We start from the raw sequence: 24,997 nt of genomic DNA on the forward strand, positions 1-24,997 counted from the left end.
CTTGAGCCGAGAAGCCTGACATAGAAGGCTTCCGAGCCGCCGCTTGAGGAGAAGAATAGAAATGACCTTCGTCGTCACCGACAACTGCATCAAATGCAAATACACCGACTGTGTGGAAGTCTGTCCGGTGGACTGCTTCTACGAAGGCCCGAACTTCCTGGTCATTCACCCGGACGAGTGCATCGACTGCGCGCTCTGCGAGCCTGAATGCCCGGCGCAAGCCATCTTCTCCGAGGATGAAGTGCCTGAGGACATGCAGGAGTTCACCGAGCTGAACCGTGATCTGGCCGAGGTCTGGCCCAACATCACCGAGAAGAAGGATTCACTGCCCGACGCCGAAGAGTGGGACGGCGTCAAAGGCAAGCTGGAGCACCTGGAGCGCTGAGTCACTGCGCCCTAACGCAAAAAGGCCTGCTCATCTGCGGGCCTTTTGTTTTTCTGCGGGCAAAAAAAAGGGGCGGGGATTACCCGCCCACTCTTTTGTCCCTATTCCCTGTAGTCCTTGCTCATCGTCCTGATGAATCGCCTCCGGCGATGTCCTGGCCAACATCCTTATCAGCCCGCATACATCCTGTACGCAGGTGTGATATTAGCGATCCAGGAGCGCCGGGCAAGCGGGTGAATTAGCCGATCGAAGAGCAAAGCGCGTCGTACTCTTAAAATTAAATTCATTAATATCAATGCGTTACACATTTGCGTCGACCGAATTCCGCTGTTGACGAGCAGGAACTTCCAGCGATCACGTACAACGCGTGTAAGCAATCACCTACATGGCAGCGCATAAAAAAACCCGGCCGAAGCCGGGTTTTTTCAGTCGGACGACGCGCTACTGGAATAGCGCATCGCTGGACAGCCCGTTCTTCTCCAGGATTTCCCGAAGACGCTTCAGCGCTTCGACCTGGATCTGCCGCACCCGCTCACGGGTCAGGCCGATCTCCTGACCCACCTCCTCGAGGGTGCAGCTTTCGTGACCACGCAGGCCAAAGCGTCGCACGACCACTTCGCGCTGCTTGTCGGTCAGTTCGGAAAGCCACTGATCGATACTTTGCGAGAGGTCGTCATCCTGCAGCAGTTCGCAGGGATCGGTCGGACGGTCGTCGGTCAGTGTGTCCAGCAGAGTCTTGTCGGAGTCCGGCCCCAGGGAAACGTCCACCGAAGTCACCCGCTCATTGAGGCCGAGCATGCGCTTGACCTCGTCAACCGGCTTTTCCAGCAGGTTGGCGATTTCTTCCGGTGAAGGCTCATGGTCGAGCTTGTGGGTCAGCTCACGCGCCGCCCGCAGGTAGACGTTGAGCTCCTTGACCACATGGATGGGCAGGCGGATGGTCCGGGTCTGGTTCATGATGGCCCGTTCGATGGTCTGACGGATCCACCAGGTCGCGTAGGTGGAGAAGCGGAAGCCCCGCTCCGGATCGAACTTCTCCACCGCCCTGATCAGGCCGAGGTTGCCCTCTTCGATCAGGTCGAGCAGCGAAAGCCCGCGATTCACGTAACGTCGCGCGATCTTCACCACGAGTCGGAGGTTGCTTTCGATCATTCGCTTGCGCCCGGCAGGATCTCCGCGCTGAGCAAGGCGCGCGAAGTGCACTTCCTCTTCCGGGGTTAGCAGGGGGGAAAAGCCGATCTCGTTAAGATACAGCTGGGTCGCATCGAGCGCGCGGGTGTAGTCGATGTACTTGTGTTGCTTGGGTGAGGTTGAGTGTCTGGATTTGGCGGTGGGTAGAGGCGCGTCGTTCTCCTCGCTCAACGCATCGTCCAATATGACGCCCGGCTCCAGAAGGAGCAGCTCGTCATCGACGTCAAACTCCGGCGCTTCTTTATTGAGTGCCATTGTTGTTGTCCCTTGCTGAGTTCGACAACAAGCCCCGGCGATGCCTTCTTCCCTGGCGCCGCCCGAGCCCGTCCTTACCACGTGGTGGAACGGGCTGAAAAACGGGTCAACGACGCGGCAGGTATTGCAGTGGGTCTACAGGCTTTCCTTGACGGCGAATCTCAAAATGAAGCTTCACCCGGTCAGTCCCCGTTGAGCCCATCTCGGCAATTGTCTGCCCGACTTTGACCTGCTGTCCCTCCCGCACCAACAGCCTGCGGTTATGACCATAGGCGCTTACGTAGGTATCGCTGTGTTTGATGATGATCAGTTCACCGTAGCCCCGTAATCCACTTCCGGCATAAACAACTGAACCATCTGACGCAGCCAAGACAGGCTGGCCTAATTCCCCAGCTATATCAATCCCTTTATTCAAACTGCCGTTTGAGGAAAAACGGCCGATCAGAGGGCCGCTCGCGGGCCAGGACCAACCGGCTGCAGACCGCGTGCTAGACGTGTTCGGCGTGCTCACGGGGGCGGTCGCCACCGGTGCCGGCGACGGCGGTTGGGGACGGACAGCCGGTTGCTGGGCCGGTACGGGCGGCCGGCTGGAAACGCTGTTGGCAGTCTTAGGATTTTTGACCACAGGGGTAGTGGAAATTGCCGTCGGGCGTGTCTGACCGGGCTGAACGTCGAAGCGAATTATCTGGCCAGGGCGGATTACATAGGGCGCCGGAATACCGTTGCGCGCGGCCAGGGCTTTCCAGTCCCAGCCGAAGCGGAAGGCGATGGAATAGAGGGTGTCACCGCGCTGGACCCGGTACTGGCCGCTGGTGACGGGTTGCCGTTTCGTGGAGGATGCCGCTCCCTGGTGATTGCGGTCGACGACGCTGACACCATCGCGCTGGGTGCTGGAGCAGCCGGCCAGCAAGATGCCAACGGCGATAGCGGGCAACCAGGTGAGCCCCTTCCCAATGCGAATCCTCTGCCGAATGGCCATCAGGCTCACTCTTGTCCCCTTTTCCCAACGTTCCAAGATCGTAGTTATTGTGCCGGAAATATCCGAACGAGCCAGCCGCCTGCCGCACAAAGTACAGCAGGACGATAGCTTGGCGGTGCATCAGAAAGTTGCCCGCGGCGCAGGTTCCCTTGGTCCGGTCTCAGGCCAGCGGGCCGCTGAGCAGAGGGACGAAGCGCACCGCATCGAGCACGTGGCGGGTGAAGCCCTGTTCTTCGCGAACGATCAGCATCAGTTGCTGGACGTCGCCGGCTCCGACCGGAATCACCAGGCGCCCGCCGGGCGCCAATTGGTCGAGCAAGGCCTGCGGGACATCCGCCGCCGCCGCGGTCACAATGATGCCGTTGTAGGGCGCCAGCGCGGACCAACCCTCCCAGCCATCCCCCCAGCGGAACACCACATTGCGCAGGTTGAGCACGGCCAGGCGCTCCTTGGCCTTGTCCTGCAGCACTTGGATGCGCTCCACGGAGAACACCCGCTCCACCAGCTGGGCGAGGATCGCCGTCTGGTAGCCGGAGCCGGTGCCGATCTCCAGCACCTTGTCCAGCGGTCCGGCGGCCAGCAGCAACTCGGTCATCCGGGCAACCATATAAGGCTGGGAGATGGTCTGGTTGTGGCCGATGGGTAACGCGGTGTCTTCATAGGCCCGATGGGCCAGGGCCTCGTCGACGAACAGGTGACGCGGCGTCCGGCGAATCGCCTCGAGTACATGGGCGTTGGACAGCCCTTCCTCGTAGAGGCGCTGGATAAGGCGCTCGCGGGTTCTCTGGGACGTCATGCCGATCCCGCGGCGCATCAGGTCATCCTGTTCCCGGGACATCAGAGCAGGTCCTCCAGCCAGCTTCCGAGGCAGTTGAATGCCTCGTTGAAGGTGCGATCGAGCTGCAGGGGCGTGATGGACACATAACCCTGCATCACCGCATGGAAGTCCGTCCCCGGCCCGCCGTCCTCGGCGTCGCCGGCTGCGGATATCCAGTATCCCTCCTTGCCCCGTGGATTGACTACCTTCACCGGCGCCGCGGCCCGGGCACGATGGCCGAGCCGGGTGAGCTGGATACCGCGGATCTGATCCAGCGGCAGGTTGGGGATGTTCACGTTGAGCACGGTGCGCGGCGGCAGGTCGAGCCTGTCGTGAGCGGCCACGAGTCGCCGAGCGATATGGGCGGCGGTCGGCAGGTTGTCCGCCTGCCGCGACAGCAACGAGAAGGCGAACGCTGGCAGGGCGAGGAATCGTCCTTCCAGGGCCGCGGCCACCGTACCGGAATAGAGCACGTCATCACCCAGGTTGGCGCCCAGGTTGATGCCCGAGACCACCAGGTCCGGAAGCTGCTCCAGCAAGCCATTGAGGCCCAGGTGGACGCAATCGGTCGGCGTGCCGTTGAGGCTGATGAAGCCGTTCTCCAGCGTGCAGGGGTGAAGCGGGCGGTCCAGGGTCAGGGAACTGCTGGCGCCACTTTTATCCTGGTCCGGTGCGATGACCACACAGTCGGCGTAATCCTTGAGCGCACCATGCAGAGCGGCGAGCCCGGGGGCAGTCACCCCGTCGTCGTTGGAAATCAGAATGCGCATGGGTTTTCCGTCTGCCCTGCCGGCAGCAGATCGACGAGCTCACGCACCACTGCGGTGGCGAAGCATCCAGCCGGCAGGACGAATTCCAGTTGCAGAACGTCAGGCTCGGGATAATGCCACGTCAGGCCGCCGATGGGGAGGCGCAGGATGCGCCGTTCGTGCGCCAGTCCCGCTTCGGCGAGCCAGTCGCGCAGAGCCGGATCGGCATCGGCAACGCCCCGCTCCAGCGTTTGGCTGTGGCCTGCGGCGGGTGATTCGCCCGCCCCCCAGAGCGGTCCGGTGGGATGCAGGTCGAGTTGTGCCAGGCGCGGATCGCTGCATTCTGCCGTTCCGGCGGCGAAGAAGCTGCGACTGTCGGTGAAGGCCAGCAGGTCACCGACCTGGGCCTGGTTCCAGGTGCCGGAGGCGACCCGTTCGGCCAGCACCCGGTTGAACAGGAAGCTGCGGCCCGCCGACAGCAAACGCGAACGCACATTGCGCTGCACCGGCAACTCCTTGCGCTCGGCGAAGGCGCGGGCATCCTGCACATTGCCGCCGCCGTGACCGAAACGCTGCAGGCCGAAATAATTGGGCACGCCAGCCTCCGCCAGGCGCTGGAGGCGCTGCTCCAGGGCTGCGTGGTCGGCCTGCAGGCGGGTAAGGCGCAAGGTGAATCCATTGGCCGAATGGGCGCCGCGCTGCAGTTTGCGCTTGTGGCGCTCGCGCCGGAGGATGCGCAAGTTGGCGTTCTCCGCGGCAGCGAGATCCGGATCGGCCTTGCCCGGCAGGTGCAGGCTGAACCATTGGCGGGTCAGCGCCTGACGATCCTTGAGCCCGGCATAGCTGACTACCCGCAGCGGCACACCTGCGGCCCGGGCGATGCGCCGCGCCGCTTCCTCGGTGTTCAGCTCGCGCTTCTCCACCCAGAGCCAAAGGTGCTCGCCCTCGCCGGCGAGCGGAATATCCAGCACTTCATCGACCTGGAAATCTTCGGCCGTGGCTTTCAATTGCGCCTTGCCAAGGGGCTCGCCATGGGCGCGTGGACCGAGCAGTTCGAGTTCGTTCATGCGGGCAGTAACAGGGCGACCGCATGCACGGCGATGCCCTCCTCGCGACCAGTGAAGCCGAGCTTCTCAGTCGTGGTGGCCTTGACATTGACCTGGTCCAGCTCGACCTCGAGGTCCGCGGCGATATGGGCGCGCATCGCCTCGATGTGCGGAGCCATCTTCGGCGCCTGGGCGACTATGGTCCCGTCGACGTTGCCGACCTTCCAGCCCTTGGCCTTCACCTGGGCCAGCACGTGACGGAGCAACACGCGGCTGTCCGCACCCTTGAACTTCGGGTCGGTATCCGGGAAATGCCTGCCGATATCACCTAGCGCGGCTGCGCCGAGCAACGCGTCGGCGAGCGCGTGCAGCAGCACGTCGCCGTCGGAATGGGCGACGAGCCCGAACTTGTGAGGGATGCGCACGCCGCCGAGGGTGATGAAATCGCCCTCGCCGAAGCGGTGTACGTCGTAGCCGTGGCCAATTCGCATGATCAGAAGAACGCCCTGAAAAGTCAGGGCGTGATTCTACCCGCTTTGCGGCGGCTTAGCCCTTCAGGGTCTCAGCGTGATGTCGCAGATGGTCATCAATGAAACTGCCGATGAAGTAGTAGCTGTGGTCGTACCCCGGCTGCAGGCGCAGGGTCAGCGGGTGGCCCGCCGCCTTGGCCGCCGACTGCAGGGTCTCGGGCTTGAGCTGGTTGGCGAGGAAGTCATCGCGGTCCCCCTGGTCCACCAGGATCGGCAGCCGCTCTTCGGCATCGGCCAGCAACACGCTGGCATCCCACTCGCGCCAGCGCGAGCGGTCCTCGCCCAGGTAACGGCTGAAGGCTTTCTCACCCCAGGGGCAGGCCATGGGATTGCTGATGGGCGCGAAGGCCGACAGCGACTGGTAGCGACCCGGATTGCGCAGCGCACAGACCAGCGCGCCGTGGCCGCCCATGGAGTGGCCGCTGATACCGCGTTTTTGCGACACCGGGAAGTTGGCCTCGATCAGCGCGGGCAGCTCGTGCACCACATAGTCGTGCATGCGGTAGTGCCGGGCATAGGGTTCCTGAGTGGCGTTCAGGTAGAAGCCGGCACCCAGGCCGAAGTCCCAGGCACCATCTGGGTCGCCCGGCACCTCGGGGCCACGCGGACTGGTGTCCGGCGCGACTATGATCAGCCCCAGCTCCGCCGCAAGGCGATGCGCGCCGGCCTTCTGCATGAAGTTCTCGTCGGTGCAGGTCAGCCCCGACAGCCAGTAGAGCACCGGCAGTTTCTCCCCCTGCTCGGCCTGGGGCGGCAGGTAGACGGCGAACACCATGTCGCAGTTGAGACTGGTGGAACGGTGCCGATAACGCTTGTGCCAGCCGCCGAAGCTCTTGTTGCTGGAGACGATTTCAAGGGTCATGGAGCAATCTCCGTAGGGTGCGCCAGGCGCACCGATGGGTTTGCGGTGCGCACGGCGCACCCTAGGAGAATTCCGGATGGCGCCGCGGCATCCATCCGGCCTCGCCTCAGTAGTGAATGACCGAACGGATGCTCTTGCCTTCATGCATCAGGTCGAAGGCCTTGTTGATGTCATCCAGACCCATGGTGTGGGTGATGAAGGTATCCAGCGGTATTTCGCCTTTCTGCGCCTTGTCCACATAGCTCGGCAGCTCGCTGCGGCCCTTGACGCCACCGAAGGCCGAACCACGCCAGACGCGGCCGGTCACCAGTTGGAACGGACGGGTGCTGATCTCCTGGCCGGCACCGGCGACGCCGATGATCACCGACTCGCCCCAGCCCTTGTGCGCGCATTCCAGCGCCGCACGCATCAGCTGGACATTGCCGACGCACTCGAAGGAGTAGTCCACGCCGCCATCGGTCAATTCGACTATGACCTCCTGGATAGGCTTGCCGTGGTCCTTGGGATTGACGAAATCGGTAGCACCCAACTGCTTGGCGATCTCGAACTTGGCCGGGTTGATGTCGATGGCGATGATGCGGCTGGCCTTGGCCATCTTTGCGCCGATGATCGCTGCCAGGCCGATGCCGCCGAGGCCGAAGATGGCGACGGTGGCGCCCTCCTCCACCTTGGCGGTGTTGAGCACGGCGCCGATGCCGGTGGTCACGCCGCAACCGAGCAGGCAGACCTTCTCCAGCGGCGCGTCCTTGGGCACCTTGGCCAGGGAGATTTCCGGCAGCACGGTGTATTCGGAGAAAGTCGAGGTGCCCATGTAGTGGTAGATCGGCTGGCCCTTGTAGGAGAAACGGGTGGTGCCGTCGGGCATCAGGCCCTTGCCCTGGGTGGCGCGGATCTTCTGGCAGAGGTTGGTCTTGCCGGACTTGCAGAACTTGCACTCGCCGCATTCGGGGGTATAGAGCGGAATCACGTGGTCGCCCACCGCCACCGAGGTAACGCCCTCGCCCACCGCTTCGACGATGCCGCCGCCCTCGTGGCCGAGGATGCAGGGAAACACGCCTTCGGAGTCCGCGCCGGACAGGGTGTAGGCGTCGGTGTGGCAGACGCCGGTCGCCACGATCCGCACCAGCACCTCGCCGGCCTTGGGCGGCGCCACGTCCACTTCGACGATTTCCAAGGGTTGGTTGGCCGCAAAGGCGACCGCTGCACGGGACTTGATCATGGTGACTCTCCAGCGGATTTAAGTGGCCGAGAGTGTAGTTGACCTGCTTTTGGTAAATAATCCGCTTAAGCGCAAATATTTATTGCTGTTGAGGGATAATCCATGAGTCGCTGGGAAGGCCTGGACGAATTCGTTGCCGTGGCCGAATCGGGCCAGTTCACTGCCGCCGCCGAGCGCCTGGGCGTATCGTCGTCCCATGTCAGCCGACAGGTCGCCCGGCTCGAAGAGCGCCTGCAAACGCGGCTGTTCTATCGCAGCACGCGCAAGGTGGCCCTGACCGAAGCCGGTCAGACCTTCCTGCAGCATTGCCAGCGCCTGCTCGACGCCCGCGAAGAAGCCTTGCGCGCGGTGAGCGACCTGACCAGCGAGCCCAAGGGATTGCTGCGCATGACCTGCGCCGTGGCCTACGGCGAGCGCTTCATCGTGCCGCTGGTCAATGAGTTCATGGCTCGTCATCCACAGCTTCGGGTGGATGTCGAACTCAGCAACCGCGCCCTGGACCTGGTGCACGAAGGGTTGGACCTGGCGATCCGCCTGGGCCGCCTGCAGGACTCGCGGCTGGTGGCCACCCGCCTGGCGCCACGGGTCATGTACCTGTGCGCGGCGCCCAGCTACCTGGAACGCTATGGCCGGCCCCATAGCCTGTCGGAGCTGGCGCGACACAACTGCCTGATCGGCAGCTCGGACCATTGGGACTTTCTGGAGCAGGGGCGCGAGCATGCCATCCGGGTCCAGGGCAACTGGCGCTGCAACAGCGGCCAGGCGGTGCTGGATGCGGCGCTCCGTGGCTTCGGCCTGTGCCAGCTGCCCGACTACTACGTGCTCGAACACCTGCGCAGCGGCGCCCTGGTTTCCCTGCTGGAACAGCACAGGCCGCCGAACACCGCGGTCTGGGCGCTTTATCCACAGCAGCGACATCTCTCACCGAAGGTACGGCAGCTGGTGGACCTGCTGAAGGAAGGCCTGGCCGGGCGGCCGGAGTACGCCGCGACTCAGCCGCGCGCCGACCAGCGCTGACGCAGCCAGTCGAGGTCTTCGGGGCGGGTGATCTTGAGGTTGTCGGCGCGGCCTTCCACCAGCTTGGGCGCATAACCGGCCCACTCCATGGCGGAGGCTTCGTCGGTGATGGCGACGCCCGCCACCAGGGCGTCGGCCAGCGCCCGGTGCAGGGCGCCGAAACGGAACATCTGCGGCGTGTAGGCCTGCCAGATCAGGCTCCGGTCGACGGTTTCCGCCACCCGGCCGTCGGCGCCGACGCGCTTCAAGGTATCCCGAGCCGGCACGGCGAGCAGGCCGCCAACCGGATCATCCGCCAGTTCGGCTAGCAGCAGGTCGAGATCGAAGCGCGACAGGTTCGGCCGCGCCGCGTCGTGGACAAGCACCCAGTCGTTGGGCCGCGCGCCATGCTCGGCAAGGCGCAGCAGCGAACTCAACACCGAGTCGGCGCGCTCCTTGCCGCCATCAGCGCGGATGATGCGCTCGTCGCCGGCGCAGGGCAGTGCCGGCCAGTAGGGATCATCCACCGACAGGCTGATCACCAGCCGCTTCAGTTGCGGGTGGTCGAGGAAGCAGTCGAGGCTGTGTTCGAGGATGCTGCGACCGGCCAGTTCGAGGTACTGCTTGGGGCGGTCGGCGCGCATGCGGGCACCGACGCCGGCGGCGGGTATCACCGCCCAGAAGAAGGGAGTATCGGCGTGGTTCATTCGGCAATCTGGTAGAGGGTTTCGCCGTCCTTGACCATGCCCAGCTCGTGGCGGGCACGCTCTTCGACGGTTTCCATGCCTTTTTTCAGCTCCAGCACTTCCGCCTCGAGGATGCGGTTGCGCTCCAGCAGGCGCTCGTTCTCGCCCTTCTGCTCGGCGATCTGTTGCTGCAGTTCGGTGACCTGCGCCAGGCTGCCGTCACCCACCCAGAGACGATACTGCAGGCCAGCCAGCAGCAGGATCAGGACGACGAACAACCAGTAAGTGTTTGGGCGAGTCATTTTGCCTGGGAGTATCCATGCGAAAAGGGCAGCTTGCGCTGCCCTTTTACCATTCCTGACCGGATTGCGTCGCTGCCGTGCGGCGGGTGACGACCGGCCGGGAGAAATCAGGTGAAGGTGCGAAGTTTACATGAAGTAAAGATGCATTCAGCGCCTGATTTCAACATGGACCACCGCCTCCGATCAGCCGCGGAACTCGGCGCGGCCGCGGTACGGTGCCTTCTCGCCCAGTTGCTCTTCGATACGCAACAGCTGGTTGTACTTGGACACGCGGTCGGAACGGCACAGGGAGCCGGTCTTGATCTGGCCGGCGGCGGTGCCTACGGCCAGGTCGGCGATGGTGTTGTCCTCGGTTTCACCGGAACGGTGCGAGATCACCGCGGTGTAGCCGGCGGCCTTGGCCATCTGGATGGCTTCCAGGGTCTCGGTCAGGGAGCCGATCTGGTTGAACTTGATCAGGATCGAGTTGCCGATGCTCTTCTCGATGCCTTCCTTGAGGATCTTGGTGTTGGTGACGAACAGGTCGTCGCCCACCAGTTGGACCTTGGCGCCGATCTTCTCGGTCAGGCCTTTCCAGCCGGCCCAGTCGGACTCGTCCATGCCGTCTTCGATGGAGATGATCGGGTAGCGCTGGGTCAGGCCGGCCAGGTAGTCGGCGAAACCGGCGGCGTCGAAGGTCTTGCCTTCACCGGACAGGTCGTACTTGCCGTCCTTGAAGAATTCGCTGGAGGCGCAGTCCAGGGCCAGGGTCACGTCGGTGCCCAGCTTGTAGCCGGCATTGGCGACGGCTTCGGCGATGGCGGCCAGGGCGTCTTCGTTGGAGGCCAGGTTCGGTGCGAAGCCACCTTCGTCGCCCACGGCGGTGTTCAGGCCACGGGCCTTCAGCACGGCTTTCAGGTGGTGGAAGATCTCGGCGCCCATGCGCAGAGCATCGGCGAAGTTCTTGGCGCCAACCGGCTGCACCATGAATTCCTGGATGTCGACGTTGTTATCGGCGTGCTCGCCGCCGTTGATGATATTCATCATCGGCACCGGCATGGAGTACTGGCCCGGAGTGCCGTTCAGTTCGGCGATGTGGGCGTAGAGCGGGATGCCCTTGGCCTGAGCAGCGGCCTTGGCGGCAGCCAGGGACACGGCGAGGATGGCGTTGGCGCCCAGCTTGGCCTTGTTCTCGGTACCGTCCAGTTCGATCATCGCGCGGTCGAGGGCTTTCTGGTCGGCAGCATCTTTGCCCAGCAGCAGGTCGCGGATCGGGCCATTGATGTTGGCCACGGCTTTCAGCACACCCTTGCCCATGTAACGGCTCTTGTCGCCATCACGCAGCTCCAGTGCCTCGCGGGAACCGGTGGATGCACCGGACGGCGCGCAAGCGCTGCCGATGATGCCGTTCTCGAGGATCACATCGGCTTCGACGGTGGGGTTGCCACGGGAGTCCAGAACCTCGCGGCCCTTGATGTCGACGATCTTTGCCATTGTTGTTAGCACTCCAAAAGTTGACGAAAACGCTGCAGCGGAAGGTGAGGCGGCTCGCCGGGCCTCTGGGTCGGCTGACCCGGCGAATGTCCTGACCGATCAGTCAGATTGTGCCCACGCGGCACTTTACCGGAGAACGGCCGATTCAGGCAGTCTCGATTGGCGGAAAACTCTTGACCAGGTCATCCAGCTGCTTGAGCTGGGACAGGAAGGGCTCGAGTTTGTTCAGGCGCAGGGCGCAGGGACCATCGCACTTGGCGTTGTCCGGGTCCGGATGGGCCTCGAGGAACAGGCCCGCCAGGCCCTGGCTCATGCCGGCCTTGGCCAGGTCGGTGACCTGGGCGCGGCGGCCGCCGGCGGAGTCGGCACGTCCGCCCGGCATCTGCAGGGCGTGGGTGACGTCGAAGAACACCGGGTACTGGAACTGCTTCATGATGCCGAAGCCGAGCATGTCCACCACCAGGTTGTTGTAGCCGAAGCTCGAACCGCGCTCGCAGAGGATCAGTTGGTCGTTGCCGGCCTCCTCGCACTTGGCGAGGATGTGCTTCATCTCCTGGGGTGCCAGGAACTGGGCCTTCTTGATGTTGATCACCGCACCGGTCTTGGCCATCGCCACGACCAGGTCGGTCTGACGCGAGAGGAAGGCCGGCAACTGGATGATGTCGCAGACCTCGGCCACGGGAGCCGCCTGGTGCGGCTCGTGGACGTCGGTGATCACCGGGACGCCGAAGGTCTTCTTCACTTCCTCGAAGATCTTCATGCCCTCTTCCAGGCCCGGGCCGCGGAAGGAGTTGATCGAGGAGCGGTTGGCCTTGTCGAAGCTGGCCTTGAACACGTAGGGGATGCCGAGCTTCTCGGTCACCCGTACGTACTCTTCGCAGACCTTCAGGGCCAGGTCGCGGGATTCCAGCACGTTCATGCCGCCGAACAGCACGAAGGGCTTGTCGTTGGCGATCTCGATATTGCCGACGCGGATGATCTTCTGCGCCATGGGTCAGGCCTTCTTCGCTTTCTGCGCCAGGGCGGCAGTGACGAAGCCGCTGAACAGCGGGTGGCCGTCACGCGGGGTGGAGGTGAACTCCGGATGGAACTGGCAGGCGACGAACCAGGGATGGTCCGGGGCCTCTACCACCTCCACCAGGGCACCGTCGCCGGAGCGGCCGGTGATCTTCAGGCCGGCTTCCTGCAGTTGCGGCAGCAGGTTGTTGTTCACTTCGTAGCGGTGGCGGTGACGCTCGACGATCTCGTCCTTGCCGTAGCAGCCGCGGACCAGGGAACCGTTCTCCAGCTGGCAGGCCTGGGCGCCGAGGCGCATGGTGCCGCCGAGGTCGGAGGCTTCGGTGCGGAGCTCGGTGGCGCCGGTGGAATCCTGCCACTCGGTGATCAGGCCCACGACGGGGTGGCCGCTGGACTTGTCGAATTCGGTGGAGTTGGCGTCGCTCCAGCCCAGCACGTTACGGGCGTACTCGATCACCGCCACCTGCATGCCGAGGCAGATGCCAAGGTAAGGGATCTTGTTCTCGCGGGCGTAGCGCACGGTGGTGATCTTGCCTTCCACGCCGCGCAAGCCGAAGCCGCCCGGTACCAGGATGGCGTCGACGCCTTCCAGCAGGCCGGTGCCCTGGGTTTCGATGTCTTCGGAGTCGATGTAGCGCAGGTTCACCTTGGTACGGTTCTGGATTCCGGCATGGCTCATCGCTTCGATCAGCGACTTGTAGGCATCCAGCAGTTCCATGTACTTGCCGACCATGGCGATGGTGACTTCACCGGTCGGGTTCAGCTTGGCATCGACCACGCGGTCCCACTCGGAAAGATCGGCGCCGCCGCATTGCAGGCCGAAGCGCTCGACGACGAAGTCGTCCAGGCCCTGAGCATGCAGGACGGACGGGATCTTGTAGATGGTGTCGACATCCTGCAGGGCGATGACCGCACGCTCTTCCACGTTGGTGAAGAGGGCGATCTTGCGGCGCGAGGACAGGTCGACTTCATGGTCGGAACGGCAGATCAGCACGTCTGGTTGCAGGCCGATGGAGCGCAGCTCCTTCACCGAGTGCTGGGTCGGCTTGGTCTTGGTTTCGCCGGCGGTGGCGATGTAGGGCACCAGGGTCAGGTGCATCAGCATGGCGCGCTTGGCGCCCACTTCCACGCGCAGCTGGCGGATGGCTTCGAGGAAGGGCTGGGACTCGATGTCACCGACGGTGCCGCCGATTTCCACCAGAGCCACGTCCGCGCCGGCGGCGCCCTTGATGATGCGGTGCTTGATCTCGTCGGTGATGTGCGGGATCACCTGGATGGTGGCGCCGAGATAGTCACCACGGCGCTCCTTGCGCAGCACATCGGCGTAGACGCGGCCGGTGGTGAAGTTGTTGTTCTGGGTCATGGTGGTGCGCACGAAGCGCTCGTAGTGGCCCAGGTCGAGGTCGGTTTCGGCGCCGTCCTCGGTCACGAAGACTTCACCGTGCTGGAAAGGACTCATGGTGCCCGGATCGACGTTGATGTACGGATCGAGCTTGAGCATGGTGACCTTCAGTCCCCGCGCTTCCAGAATGGCGGCCAAGGATGCCGAGGCGATGCCTTTCCCCAATGAAGAAACAACACCGCCCGTGACGAAGATGTAGCGCGTCATGAAAAACCCTAGAAGTCTGCGTTTAGGCGGAAAGCCGCCGGGGAAAGCGATGAAGGGCAAAGGCCTTCAACCATGGAGCGCCGAGGGCGCTGCTTCAAAAGCAACAACCGCCGATTCCGAAGGAATCAGCGGAAGCTATGTAAGACGGGAGCGTAGTCTACCGGAAAGACCCTACCAGCTCAAACCTTGGTCATTCGTCGGCGGTGTCCAGCGCAGCCGCCAGCCGTCCTGCCGCGAGCCGTCGAGCCCCGGCAGGTTGGCCAGGGCCGACAGCCTGCCGTCGATCACGAGAAGCGGCAATCGGCCGCGCACGAAAGCCGGCAGGCGCGCCTCGTTGAACAAGCGCTTGAGGTCACGGTGGCCCCGCCCCGGCACTTCCAGCACTTCCCCGCCCTGCCGGTAGCGGACTTCGAGCCGGCCACCCGGGGGAGCACCCAGCAGTTCGAGCCGACCATTGCCGGGCAGTTCGAGCGGCTGTCCCGGATCGGTCCACGCAGGGCTCGATGCGGGTGCGGCGAGCCAGTCACCGGCCAGCCACCACAACCGTCCGTCGGCGCGATGCAGCTCGCCATTGGCCAGGCGCCAGACCGGTTTCGCGTCGACCGCCGCATCGCGCAGGTCCTCCCATCCGATCCAGTGGTCGCTGTCCGGCAACGGCGTCAGCGGCGCCAGCCAGTGGCGCAGGGCATTTCGCTGCCGGGCAGGGCTCAGGGCGCCGAGCGCGTGCATATCCAGCGAGGGAAGCGGCAGCCAGGGATATTCGTCGCAGCGCCTGGCGTCCCGGAGATCGCTCTGGGCCAGCTCGCCCAGCAAGGCGTCCGCCTCTGCCAGGTGCGCGGCACTGCGCGCCATGCTCTCTGCCGCCCGCGGCCAGCGTGACTGCAGGGCCGGCAGTATGTCGCGGCGCAGGAAATTGCGCGCCAGCGCAGTGTCAGCATTGCTCGGGTCTTCCACCCAGCAGAGCCCTTCGGCACGGCCATAGGCTTCCAGTTCGGCGCGGGACAGCTGCAGCAGCGGCCGCACCAGGGTGCCCGGCCCCAAGGCCCGGCTTGCCGGCATGCCTGTCAGCCCGCGCACGCCAGCTCCGCGAAGCAAGCGGAACAGCAGGGTCTCGGCCTGGTCGTCTCGATGCTGAGCGCTGAACAGCACGTCCCCGGCAGCCATCTGGCTGATGAAGGCGGCATAGCGCGCATCCCGAGCGGCCCGCTCCAGGCTGGGCCCGGAGTCGACCTTCACCCGCAGCACCCGCAGCGGAATTCCCAACTCGCCACAGACCTTCTGGCAGTGGGCCGGCCAGGCATCGGCCGCGGCCTGCAGGCCGTGGTGAACGTGGATGGCAGAGAGGGGCGGCAAGGCTTCGCGACGAGCGAGGTGAGCCAGCAGGTGGAGCAGGACGGTGGAGTCGAGCCCGCCGGAGAAAGCGACATGCCAGGCTGGCGCTTGGCGCCAGGGGGCCAGGGCAGATAGCAGGCGTGCTTCGAGGGACATGAAGGGGGCTCGGCGGCTGGCTCGGACCCCAAGCATAAAGCCGGGGCCCGAAACCTGCAGCCTGGAGCGGAGGATCAGGCTACGCCGTAGCTCATCAGGCGCTCATAACGGCGCGCCAGCAGGTCCTCGGTGCCGAGCTTCTGCAGCGACTTCAGCTGCTCGGAGAGCTCCTTGCGGATGGACTCGGCAGCAGTCGCCGGGTCGCGATGAGCGCCACCCAACGGCTCGGCGATCACCTTGTCGACGATACCCAGCCCCTTCAGGCGCTCGGCGGTGATGCCCATGGCCTCGGCCGCGTCCGGAGCCTTCTCGGCGGTTTTCCACAGGATGGACGCGCAGCCTTCCGGCGAGATCACCGCGTAGGTGGAGTACTGCAGCATGTTCAGGCGATCGCAGACGCCGATGGCCAACGCGCCGCCGGAACCGCCTTCGCCGATCACGGTGGCGATGATCGGGGTCTTCAGCCGTGCCATGACGCGCAGGTTCCAGGCGATTGCCTCGCTCTGGCCACGCTCCTCGGCATCGATGCCCGGGTAGGCGCCGGGGGTGTCGATGAAGGTGAGGATCGGCATCTTGAAGCGCTCGGCCATTTCCATGAGGCGGCAGGCCTTGCGATAGCCCTCGGGGCGCGGCATGCCGAAGTTGCGGCGTACCTTCTCGCGCACCTCACGACCCTTCTGGTGGCCGATGACCATCACCGGTGCATCGTTCAGGCGGGCGACGCCACCGACGATGGCCGCGTCGTCGGAGAAGTGGCGATCGCCATGCAGCTCGTCGAACTCGGTGAAGATGTGCTCGATGTAGTCGAGGGTGTAGGGCCGGCGCGGATGGCGCGCCAGTTGAGCAATCTGCCAGCTGGAGAGGTTGCCGAAGATGCTCTCGGTGAGCGTGCTGCTCTTCTCCTGCAGGCGAGAAATCTCGTCGGTGATGTTCAGGGCGTTGTCGTTACCGACCAGACGCAGCTCCTCGATCTTGGCTTGCAGATCGGCGATGGGCTGTTCGAAATCCAGAAAGTTCGGGTTCATAGGCTTCCGTCGTGCGCTTGGGGCCAGGCGGCTGGTTCCATTTGGCGCCCTACCTTAAGGGATCGGGCGCGTTCGGGTCGAGATCAAAACGAGTCGGGCCGATGCGAATTACCAAATCACGCTCGCATCAGCGGTAGTGCAGAAAGACGTTGTCGCGCCCGAACTGGTCACGCAATGCCTGAATCAATGCGTCGGCCGGGGCGATTCGCCACTGATCGCCGAACTGCAGCACGGCCTTCGCATCGTTGCCGCTGTAGTCCAGGGTCAGGGGGCAGGAGCCGCGGTGGCGGCCGCAGAGTTCGGCCAGCCAGCGTAGCCGGTCGCCGTGCAGGGCCGTGTGATCGACCTTCATGCGCAGACTTTCCGCCAGGCCGGTGCGCGCTTCCTCCAGGCTCAGCACGCGCTTGGCGCGCAGGCGCAGGCCGCCGGAAAAGTCGTCGTGGCTGACCTCCCCTTCCACCACCACCAGGGTGTCGGTCTGCAGCAGGCCATGTGCGGCGTTGAAAGCATCGGCGAAAAGCGAGGCCTCGATGCGCCCGGAGCGGTCGTCCAGGGTGATGAAGCCCATCTTGTCGCCCTTCTTGTTCTTCATCACCCGCAGATTGACGATCAGGCCGGCGATGATCTGGGTGTCCCGCGCAGGCTTCAGCTCGACGATGCGCTGACGGGCGAAGCGGCGGACCTCGCCTTCGTACTCGTCAATGGGGTGACCGGTGAGGTAGAGACCCAGGGTGTCCTTCTCGCCCTTCAGGCGTTCCTTGAGAGACATTTCCTTGGCGTTGCGATGGTTCGCGTACAGGTCCGCCTCGGGCTCGGCGAACAGGCCGCCGAAGAGGTCCATGTGGCCGCTGTCATGGCTGCGCGCGGTCTGCTCGGCCGCCTGGATGGCTTCCTCCATGGCCGCCAGCAGCACCGCTCGGTTGCGATCGACGCCGGCCTGGTAGGCCTTGACCTCGTCGCTGAAGAAGGGGCCGAGGCGGTCCAGGGCGCCACCGCGGATCAGGGCTTCCAGGGTGCGTTTGTTGATGCGCTTGAGGTCGACGCGGTTGCAGAAGTCGAACAGGTCCTTGAAGGGACCGCCTTCGGCACGGCATTCGACGATGGCTTCGACCGGGCCTTCGCCGACGCCCTTGATGGCGCCCAGGCCGTAGACGATGCGGCCATCGTCGTCGACGGTGAACATGAACTCGGAGTTGTTCACATCCGGGGCCAGGATGCGCAGCTTCATGCTGCGGCACTCTTCGATCAGGGTCACGACCTTCTCGGTGTTGTGCATATCCGCCGAGAGCACCGCGGCCATGAAGGGCGACGGGTAGTGGGTCTTGAGCCAGGCGGTCTGGTAGGAGACCAGGCCATAGGCGGCCGAGTGGGATTTGTTGAAGCCGTAGCCGGCGAACTTTTCCACCAGGTCGAAGATGTTGCCCGCGAGGTTCGCGTCGATATTGTTGTTGGCGCAGCCCTCGATGAAGCCACCACGCTGCTTGGCCATTTCCTCGGGCTTCTTCTTGCCCATGGCGCGACGCAGCATGTCGGCACCACCGAGGGTGTAACCGGCCATGACCTGGGCGATCTGCATCACCTGTTCCTGGTACAGGATGATGCCGTAGGTGGGCTTGAGCACGGGCTCGAGGCCCGCGTACTGGTAGTCGGGGTGCGGGTAGGACAGCTCCGCACGGCCGTGTTTGCGGTTGATGAAGTCGTCCACCATGCCCGATTGCAGCGGGCCGGGACGGAACAGCGCCACCAGTGCGATGAGGTCTTCCAGGCAGTCGGGCTTGAGCTTCTTGATCAGCTCCTTCATGCCGCGGGATTCCAGCTGGAACACCGCAGTGGTCTCGGCCTTCTGCAGCAGGTCGTAGGTCTTCTTGTCGTCCAGCGGGATGAAGTCGATGTTCAGGTCGGGCAGGCCCTTCTTGGCCTGCTCGCGATTGATGGTCTCCATCGCCCACTTGATGATGGTCAGCGTACGCAGGCCGAGGAAGTCGAACTTCACCAGGCCGGCAGCTTCCACGTCGTCCTTGTCGAACTGGGTTACCAGGCCGCCCCCCTCCTCGTCGCACGCGATGGGCGAGAAGTCAGTGAGTTTGGTCGGCGCGATCACCACGCCGCCGGCGTGTTTGCCGGTACCGCGGGTGATGCCCTCGAGCTTGAGGGCCATGTCCCAGATTTCCGCCGCCTCTTCGTCGACCTTGAGGAAGTCGCGGAGCATTTCCTCCTGCTCGAAGGCCTTCTCCAGGGTCATACCCACTTCGAAGGGGATCATCTTCGACAGGCGATCGGCCAGGCCGTACGACTTGCCCTGCACCCGCGCCACGTCGCGCACCACCGCCTTGGCGGCCATGGAGCCGAAGGTGATGATCTGGCTCACCGCATTACGCCCGTACTTGTCGGCCACGTAGTCGATGACGCGGTCGCGGCCGTCCATGCAGAAGTCGACGTCGAAGTCGGGCATGGAGATCCGCTCGGGGTTGAGGAAGCGCTCGAACAGCAGGTCATAGGCCAGCGGATCGAGGTCGGTGATCTTCAGCACGTAGGCGACCAGCGAGCCGGCACCCGATCCACGGCCGGGGCCCACGGGCACGCCGTTGTTCTTCGCCCACTTGATGAAGTCCATCACGATGAGGAAGTAACCGGGGAAACCCATCTGGATGATGATATCCAGCTCGAACTTCAAGCGGTCCAGATAGATCTGGCGCTTTTCCTCGTAGTCCGGCGTGGTCTCTTTTGGCCAGAGCACCGCCAGGCGCTCTTCGAGACCCTCGTGGGAAACGTGGCGCAGGTAGTCGTCGATGCCCATGCCATTGGGTGTCGGGAAGTCCGGGAGGAAGTACTTGCCCAGCTGCACGTCGATGTTGCAACGCTTGGCGATCTCGACCGTGTTCTCCAGCGCCTCGGGAATGTCGCTGAACAGCTCCGCCATTTCCTCGGGGGACTTGAGGTACTGCTGGTCGGAATAGGTGCGCGGCCGGCGTGGGTCATCGAGGACACGCCCCTCACCGATGCAGACGCGGGTCTCGTGGGCTTCAAAATCGCCCTGCTTGATGAAGCGCACGTCGTTGGTGGCCACCAGCGGCGCGCCACAACGGTCGGCCAGGGCGACCGCGGCATGCACGTGCTCTTCGTCGTTGGCCCGGGCGGTGCGCTGCAGCTCCAGGTAGAAGCGGTCGGGGAACACGGCCAGCCACTCGGCCAGCAGCGCTTCGGCGGAGGCCTGGTCGCCGTTCAGCAGGGCCATGCCGATCTCGCCCTCTTTGGCGCCGGACAGGGCGATCAGGCCTTCAGCGGCGTGCTTCACCCAGTCACGCTGGATGATCACCAGGTCGTTGCTCTGACCTTCGGACCAGCCACGGGAGACCAGCTCGGTGAGGTTGCGGTAGCCCTTGGCGTTCATCGCCAGCAGGGTCATGCGGCTCAGCGGGCCATCCTCATCGCGACTGGACAACCAGACATCAGCGCCGCAGATGGGCTTGATGCCTGCGCCCATGGCGGTCTTGTAGAACTTCACCAGCGAGCACATGTTGCTCTGGTCAGTGACCGCCACTGCCGGCATACCCGTCCCGGCGACAGCCTTGACCAGCGGCTTGACCCGCACCAGGCCGTCTACCAGGGAATATTCGGTGTGCAGACGCAGATGGACGAAAGAAGCGGTCATGGAAGTCCTATGCAAAACGCGAAAACGACAAGGCCCGGATTGTACCGGGCCCTCGTGCAAAGCTACAGGCTGAAGGCAGCGCCAACGCGCAGGAGAACGGACTGCGCCGGCAGCCGCTCATCACCCGGCGGCCGCCTCAGCGAAAATTATCGAGGAGCGCCCGAACCGGCCCGAACGAGCGCCGATGGATGGGAGTGGGCCCCAAACGCCGCAGGGCTTCCAGGTGCACCGGGGTGGGATAACCCTTGTGCCCGGCGATGCCGTAGCCGGGATAGGCGGCATCGAGTTCGGCCATCTCCCGGTCGCGGCTGACCTTGGCCAGGATGGACGCTGCAGCGATGGCCGGCACCTGGCTGTCGCCCTTGACCACGGGAGCACAGGGCACGTTGAGCTTGGGGCAGCGGTTGCCGTCGATCAGCGCCAGCCTGGGCTGTACGCTGAGCCCTTCCACCGCGCGCTGCATGGCCAGCATGGTGGCGTGGAGGATATTGAGGCTGTCGATCTCATGCACGTCGGCGCGGGCGATGCACCAGGCCAAGGCCTTCTCGCGGATTTCCTCGTACAACGCATCGCGGCGCGCTTCGGAGAGCTTCTTCGAGTCGTTCAGCCCGAGAATCGGCCGCGAGGGATCGAGGATCACCGCGGCGGTGACCACCGGACCGCAAAGCGGGCCACGACCGACTTCGTCCACGCCGGCCACCAGTTCTTCCACCAGGCTGAAATCCAGGCCGAGTTGCATCAAGGTGCTCCGATCAATTGCAGGATGGCGTCGGCCGCCTGGCCGGATGCGTCCTGGCGCAAGGCGCGGTGAATGACGTCGAAGCCGTGGGTCTGGATCTCGCCATCGTCCAGCAAGGGCACCACGGCGTGGGCCAGGGCATCGGGCGTGGCGGCGTCCTGCAGCAGCTCGGGTACCAGCAGGCGCTGGGCCAGCAGGTTGGGCAGGGACACGTACGGACTTTTCACCAGACGCTTGAGAATCCGATAGGTAAGCGGCGCCACCTTATAGGCCACCACCATCGGCCGCTTGTAGAGCAAGGCCTCCAGAGTGGCGGTGCCGGAGGCGATCAGCACCGTATCGCAGGCTGCCAGGGCATCGTGGGAGCGGCCGTCGAGCAGTTTCAGCGGCAGGTCGCGGCCGGCCAGCATGGCCTCCAGCTGGACCCGTCGCTCCGGGCTGGCGCAGGGCAGGACGAAGCGGATACCGGGGCGAACCGAGCGCAGGCGTTCGGCAGCGTCGAGGAACAGCGCGCCCAACTTGCCCACTTCGCCGCCGCGGCTGCCCGGCAGCAGCGCCACCACAGGCGAATCGAGCGGGAGATCCAGCGCCGCGCGGGCGCCTGCCCGATCCGCCTCGAGCGGGATGGCATCGGCCAGTGGATGGCCGACGAAGCGCACCGGCACGCCCTGCTCCTCGTAGAAGCGGGCTTCGAAGGGGAAGAGCGTGAGCATCAGGTCGCAGCCTTCGCGGATCTTCAGCACGCGCTTCTGCCGCCAGGCCCAGACCGAAGGGCTGACGTAGTGCACGGTCTTGATCCCGGCACGGCGGAGCTTGAGTTCGACGCCCAGGTTGAAGTCCGGCGCATCGATGCCGATGAAGACATCCGGGCGCGCGGCTATCAGGGTCTGGATCAGGCGTTTGCGGCGGGCCAGCAGCTCGGGGAGGCGGCCTAGCACTTCGACCAGACCCATGACCGCCAGGCGTTCCATGGGGAAGTAGGGGTTCAGCCCTTCGGCCTGCATGCGCGGGCCGCCGACACCGATGAATTCGGCGTCGGGATGGCGCACCTTGAGCGCCTGCATCAGGGTGGAGCCGAGGATATCGCCGGACGCCTCGCCGGCGACCAGCGCGATGCGCAAAGGACGATTCATGGGGATCAGCGAGTAATGCCGCGGGTCGAGGACTGGATGGAGTCGCGGAAAACCGCCACTTCAGGGAACTGTTCCGCGGACTCGGCGAGATCGGCGAGGGCCTGCTCGACGGTCAGCCCCTGGCGGTAGACCACTTTGTAGGCGCGTCGCAGGGCGGAGATCGCCTCGGCGCTGAAGCCGCGACGGCGCATGCCCTCGAAGTTCATGCTGCGGGCCTCGGCCGGGTTGCCGAAGACGGTGACATAAGCCGGCACGTCCTTGCCGATGGCGGTGCCCATGCCGGAGAAGCTGTGGGCGCCGATTCGGCAGAACTGGTGCACCAGGGTGTAGCCGGACAGAATGGCCCAATCGTCTACATGGACATGGCCGGCCAGCGCGGTGTTGTTCACCAGGATGCAATGATTGGCGATCACGCTGTCATGACCGATGTGCACATAGGCCATTAGCAGGTTGTGGTCGCCAATGGTGGTCTCGGAGCGGTCCTGCACAGTGCCACGGTGAATGGTCACGCCTTCGCGGATCACATTGTGGTCGCCGATCACCAGGCGGGTGGGTTCACCCTTGTACTTCAGGTCGGGCGTGTCCTCGCCAACCGAAGAGAACTGGTAGATGCGGTTGTGCTTGCCGATACGGGTCGGCCCCTTGATGACCACATGGGGTCCGACCACGGTCCCCTCGCCAATTTCCACATCGGGTCCGATGATCGACCAGGGGCCGACCTGAACACCATCCACCAGCTTTGCCGACGGATCGATAATGGCGCGAGGGTCAATCAAACTCATAGTTTGCGTTCCGCACAGATGATCTCGGCCGAGCAGACTTCCTTGCCATCGACGCTGGCGTGGCAGTCGAACTTCCAGATACCGCGTTTGACGCTGAGGAACTGCGCACTGAGGATCAGTTGGTCGCCCGGCAGGACCGGCTGGCGGAAGCGCAGCTTGTCGGAACCCACGAAGTAGTAGAGGGTGCCGTCAGCGGGTTTCACGTCGAGCATCTTGAAGCCGAGGATGCCGGCCGCCTGGGCCATGGCTTCGATGATCAGCACGCCCGGCATGATCGGATGCTGCGGGAAGTGGCCGTTGAAGAATGGCTCGTTGATGCTGACATTCTTGTAGGCGCGAATGCGCTTGCCTTCAACATCCAGGTCCACCACGCGATCCACCAGGAGGAAAGGGTAGCGGTGCGGCAGATATTCGCGAATCTCGTTGATGTCCATCATGTTCCTGGAGCCTATTGAGAGGATTTGGGATGCAAGGCGCTGCGTGAATCACGCATCTGATGAAGCATCCCCGCCCGGGGTCACTGCCGCCAGGCGCTTTTCCAGTTGCTGAAGACGACGCGCCATGTCGTCCAACTGGCGGATCCGGGCAGCGCTCTTCTTCCAGTCCGCGGCGGTCTGCATCGCGGTGCCGGAGGAATAGGCGCCCGGTTCGGTAATGTTGCGGGTCACCATGGTCATGCCGGTGACGAACACGTTGTCGCACACCTCGATATGGCCAACCATGCCCACGCCGCCTGCGATCATGCAGTTGCGGCCAATCTTGGTGCTACCGGAAATGCCCACGCAGCCGGCCATGGCGGTGTTGTCGCCGACCTGCACGTTGTGCGCGATCATGATCTGATTGTCCAGCTTCACGCCGTTGCCGATCTGGGTGTCGGCCAGGGCGCCACGGTCGATGGTGGTATTGGCCCCCACTTCGACGTCGTCGCCAAGGGTCACGCCACCGATCTGCGCGATCTTCTGCCAGACGCCCTTCTCGTTGGCGAAGCCGAAGCCTTCGCCACCGATTACCGCGCCGGACTGGATCACTACCCGCTTGCCGATCGTCACGTCGTGATAGAGGGTCACGCGGGGCGCCAGCCAGCCGCCTTCACCGATCGAGGTGCGCGCACCGACGACGCAGTGGGCACCCAGGGTCACGCCGGGACCGATCTGCGCGCCCGATTCGATCACCACATAGGCACCGACACTGGCGCTCGGGTCGACCTTGGCGTCGGCCGCGACCACGGCGGTCTGATGAATGCCCGGCTGGGCCTTGGGCTTGCGATCGAACAGATGGGAGAGTTCGGCGTAGGCCAGGTAGGGATTGGCCACCACCAAGGCATCGCCGGTATAGCCCTCGGCATCGGCCGGGGTCAGCAGCACGGCGGCGGCCCGGGTGTCGGCGAGGAACTTGCGGTACTGCGGATTGGCCAGGAAGCTGAGCTGGCCGGGACCGGCCTCCTGCAGGGTGGCCAGGCCGCTGATCGCCTTGCCCTCGGCGCCACGCAGGGTGGCACCGAGGCGTTCGGCCAATTGGCCGAGGGTGAAGACCGGGGCAGTCATCATCAACGCTGCTGGTTCATGCGCTCGATGACCTGGCGGGTGATGTCGTACTGCGGCTTGACGTCGACCACCGCACCACGCTCCAGCACCAGGTCATAGCTACCCTTCTTCAGGACTTCCTCGACCGCCTTGTCCAGCTTCGGCTTGAGCTGCTTGAGCATGTCGCGGTCGGCAACGGCCTTGGCTTCGTTCAGTTCCTTGGACTGGAACTGGAAGTCGCGGGCCTTCTGCTTGAATTCGAGTTCCAGGCGCTCACGCTCGGCCTGCTGCATACGCTCGCCTTCCTTGACCAGGCGGTCCTGGATGCGCTTGGCGTCGCTTTCCAGGGTCTTCAGCTTGTTCAGCTGCGGACCGAACTTCTTCTCGGCGTCGACCGCGTACTTCTTGGCGGCGTCGGATTCCAGCAGGGCCATCTGGTAGTTCAGTACCGCGATTTTCATTTCCGCGAAGGCCGGAGTCGCCAGCATGGCAGCGGCAACCAGAACGAATTGAGTCAACTTACGCACGATGCAACTCCT

General features: G+C 64.3%; 24 protein-coding genes. 2 read left to right on the forward strand and 22 right to left on the reverse strand.

What is annotated here, in order from left to right; all coding sequences use genetic code 11:
- Nucleotides 1–61: 61 nt before the first annotated feature.
- Nucleotides 62–385 carry a ferredoxin FdxA gene (fdxA, locus tag E8F12_RS20455; RefSeq protein WP_069085297.1) on the forward strand — a complete coding sequence of 108 codons (324 nt, stop codon included), beginning with the start codon at nucleotides 62–64 and terminating at the stop codon, nucleotides 383–385.
- 441 nt (nucleotides 386–826) lie between these two features.
- On the opposite strand, the gene rpoS is transcribed toward fdxA, so the two are convergent.
- From rpoS to E8F12_RS20495, 8 genes are all read right to left on the reverse strand, one after another.
- Entirely contained in the window at nucleotides 827–1,831 is a 1,005-nt protein-coding gene (rpoS, locus tag E8F12_RS20460) for an RNA polymerase sigma factor RpoS (protein ID WP_120654884.1), read from the reverse strand.
- Between the two features lie 106 nt (nucleotides 1,832–1,937).
- Nucleotides 1,938–2,810: a peptidoglycan DD-metalloendopeptidase family protein gene (locus tag E8F12_RS20465; RefSeq protein ID WP_280327110.1), complete on the reverse strand. Its 873-nt coding sequence runs from the start codon at nucleotides 2,808–2,810 to the stop codon at nucleotides 1,938–1,940.
- A gap of 160 nt (nucleotides 2,811–2,970) precedes the next feature.
- On the reverse strand, nucleotides 2,971–3,606 hold the full coding sequence (locus E8F12_RS20470; RefSeq protein WP_280327111.1) for a protein-L-isoaspartate(D-aspartate) O-methyltransferase: 636 nt from the start codon (nucleotides 3,604–3,606) through the stop codon (nucleotides 2,971–2,973).
- A gap of 41 nt (nucleotides 3,607–3,647) precedes the next feature.
- A complete protein-coding gene (surE, locus tag E8F12_RS20475) occupies nucleotides 3,648–4,397 on the reverse strand; it encodes a 5'/3'-nucleotidase SurE (protein ID WP_280327010.1) in 750 nt (249 codons plus the stop codon).
- Complete coding sequence (gene truD, locus E8F12_RS20480; protein WP_280327011.1) at nucleotides 4,385–5,443, reverse strand: tRNA pseudouridine(13) synthase TruD; 1,059 nt, start codon at nucleotides 5,441–5,443, stop codon at nucleotides 4,385–4,387. Before truD ends, surE begins: the two co-directional genes overlap by 13 nt.
- On the reverse strand, nucleotides 5,440–5,913 hold the full coding sequence (gene ispF, locus E8F12_RS20485; protein ID WP_280327013.1) for a 2-C-methyl-D-erythritol 2,4-cyclodiphosphate synthase: 474 nt from the start codon (nucleotides 5,911–5,913) through the stop codon (nucleotides 5,440–5,442). Before ispF ends, truD begins: the two co-directional genes overlap by 4 nt.
- A gap of 55 nt (nucleotides 5,914–5,968) precedes the next feature.
- Nucleotides 5,969–6,814: an S-formylglutathione hydrolase gene (gene fghA / locus E8F12_RS20490; RefSeq protein WP_280327014.1), complete on the reverse strand. Its 846-nt coding sequence runs from the start codon at nucleotides 6,812–6,814 to the stop codon at nucleotides 5,969–5,971.
- 106 nt (nucleotides 6,815–6,920) lie between these two features.
- The gene (locus E8F12_RS20495; protein WP_280327015.1) at nucleotides 6,921–8,033 is read right to left on the reverse strand and encodes an S-(hydroxymethyl)glutathione dehydrogenase/class III alcohol dehydrogenase; all 1,113 of its coding nucleotides are present in this window, start codon (nucleotides 8,031–8,033) and stop codon (nucleotides 6,921–6,923) included.
- 102 nt (nucleotides 8,034–8,135) lie between these two features.
- On the opposite strand from E8F12_RS20495, the gene E8F12_RS20500 reads away from it, so the two are divergent.
- On the forward strand, nucleotides 8,136–9,050 hold the full coding sequence (locus tag E8F12_RS20500) for a LysR substrate-binding domain-containing protein (protein ID WP_280327016.1): 915 nt from the start codon (nucleotides 8,136–8,138) through the stop codon (nucleotides 9,048–9,050).
- Here the strand turns inward: E8F12_RS20500 and ispD are convergent.
- From ispD to E8F12_RS20570, 14 genes are all read right to left on the reverse strand, one after another.
- Nucleotides 9,026–9,736, reverse strand: coding sequence for a 2-C-methyl-D-erythritol 4-phosphate cytidylyltransferase (gene ispD / locus E8F12_RS20505; RefSeq protein WP_280287084.1), 711 nt, complete (start codon nucleotides 9,734–9,736; stop codon nucleotides 9,026–9,028). The two genes, E8F12_RS20500 and ispD, sit on opposite strands and share 25 nt — an antisense overlap.
- A complete protein-coding gene (gene ftsB / locus E8F12_RS20510; protein WP_280327017.1) occupies nucleotides 9,733–10,017 on the reverse strand; it encodes a cell division protein FtsB in 285 nt (94 codons plus the stop codon). Before ftsB ends, ispD begins: the two co-directional genes overlap by 4 nt.
- A 183-nt stretch (nucleotides 10,018–10,200) precedes the next feature.
- A complete protein-coding gene (gene eno / locus E8F12_RS20515; protein ID WP_280327018.1) occupies nucleotides 10,201–11,490 on the reverse strand; it encodes a phosphopyruvate hydratase in 1,290 nt (429 codons plus the stop codon).
- A 145-nt stretch (nucleotides 11,491–11,635) separates the two neighbouring features.
- Entirely contained in the window at nucleotides 11,636–12,481 is an 846-nt protein-coding gene (gene kdsA / locus E8F12_RS20520; RefSeq protein WP_280287081.1) for a 3-deoxy-8-phosphooctulonate synthase, read from the reverse strand.
- Between the two features lie 3 nt (nucleotides 12,482–12,484).
- Nucleotides 12,485–14,116, reverse strand: coding sequence for a CTP synthase (locus E8F12_RS20525; protein ID WP_280327020.1), 1,632 nt, complete (start codon nucleotides 14,114–14,116; stop codon nucleotides 12,485–12,487).
- 171 nt (nucleotides 14,117–14,287) lie between these two features.
- A complete protein-coding gene (gene tilS / locus E8F12_RS20530; RefSeq protein WP_280327022.1) occupies nucleotides 14,288–15,604 on the reverse strand; it encodes a tRNA lysidine(34) synthetase TilS in 1,317 nt (438 codons plus the stop codon).
- A 74-nt stretch (nucleotides 15,605–15,678) separates the two neighbouring features.
- Nucleotides 15,679–16,629, reverse strand: coding sequence for an acetyl-CoA carboxylase carboxyl transferase subunit alpha (accA, locus tag E8F12_RS20535; RefSeq protein WP_280327023.1), 951 nt, complete (start codon nucleotides 16,627–16,629; stop codon nucleotides 15,679–15,681).
- Nucleotides 16,630–16,756: 127 nt separating this feature from the next.
- Nucleotides 16,757–20,281: a DNA polymerase III subunit alpha gene (dnaE, locus tag E8F12_RS20540; protein WP_280327024.1), complete on the reverse strand. Its 3,525-nt coding sequence runs from the start codon at nucleotides 20,279–20,281 to the stop codon at nucleotides 16,757–16,759.
- Nucleotides 20,282–20,417: 136 nt separating this feature from the next.
- Nucleotides 20,418–21,020, reverse strand: a complete 603-nt coding sequence (gene rnhB / locus E8F12_RS20545) for a ribonuclease HII (RefSeq protein WP_280327025.1) — start codon at nucleotides 21,018–21,020, stop codon at nucleotides 20,418–20,420.
- The gene (lpxB, locus tag E8F12_RS20550; RefSeq protein ID WP_280327026.1) at nucleotides 21,020–22,153 is read right to left on the reverse strand and encodes a lipid-A-disaccharide synthase; all 1,134 of its coding nucleotides are present in this window, start codon (nucleotides 22,151–22,153) and stop codon (nucleotides 21,020–21,022) included. The genes rnhB and lpxB overlap by 1 nt, the downstream gene beginning before the upstream one ends.
- Before the next feature lie 5 nt (nucleotides 22,154–22,158).
- Entirely contained in the window at nucleotides 22,159–22,935 is a 777-nt protein-coding gene (gene lpxA, locus E8F12_RS20555) for an acyl-ACP--UDP-N-acetylglucosamine O-acyltransferase (protein WP_280327027.1), read from the reverse strand.
- The gene (gene fabZ / locus E8F12_RS20560; protein ID WP_280287073.1) at nucleotides 22,932–23,372 is read right to left on the reverse strand and encodes a 3-hydroxyacyl-ACP dehydratase FabZ; all 441 of its coding nucleotides are present in this window, start codon (nucleotides 23,370–23,372) and stop codon (nucleotides 22,932–22,934) included. Before fabZ ends, lpxA begins: the two co-directional genes overlap by 4 nt.
- Before the next feature lie 48 nt (nucleotides 23,373–23,420).
- A complete protein-coding gene (gene lpxD, locus E8F12_RS20565; RefSeq protein ID WP_280327028.1) occupies nucleotides 23,421–24,482 on the reverse strand; it encodes a UDP-3-O-(3-hydroxymyristoyl)glucosamine N-acyltransferase in 1,062 nt (353 codons plus the stop codon).
- Nucleotides 24,482–24,985 carry an OmpH family outer membrane protein gene (locus tag E8F12_RS20570; protein WP_280287071.1) on the reverse strand — a complete coding sequence of 168 codons (504 nt, stop codon included), beginning with the start codon at nucleotides 24,983–24,985 and terminating at the stop codon, nucleotides 24,482–24,484. Before E8F12_RS20570 ends, lpxD begins: the two co-directional genes overlap by 1 nt.
- Nucleotides 24,986–24,997: the final 12 nt, after the last annotated feature.

Source organism: Pseudomonas sp. BN102 (assembly GCF_029871245.1).
Classification (GTDB): domain Bacteria; phylum Pseudomonadota; class Gammaproteobacteria; order Pseudomonadales; family Pseudomonadaceae; genus Metapseudomonas.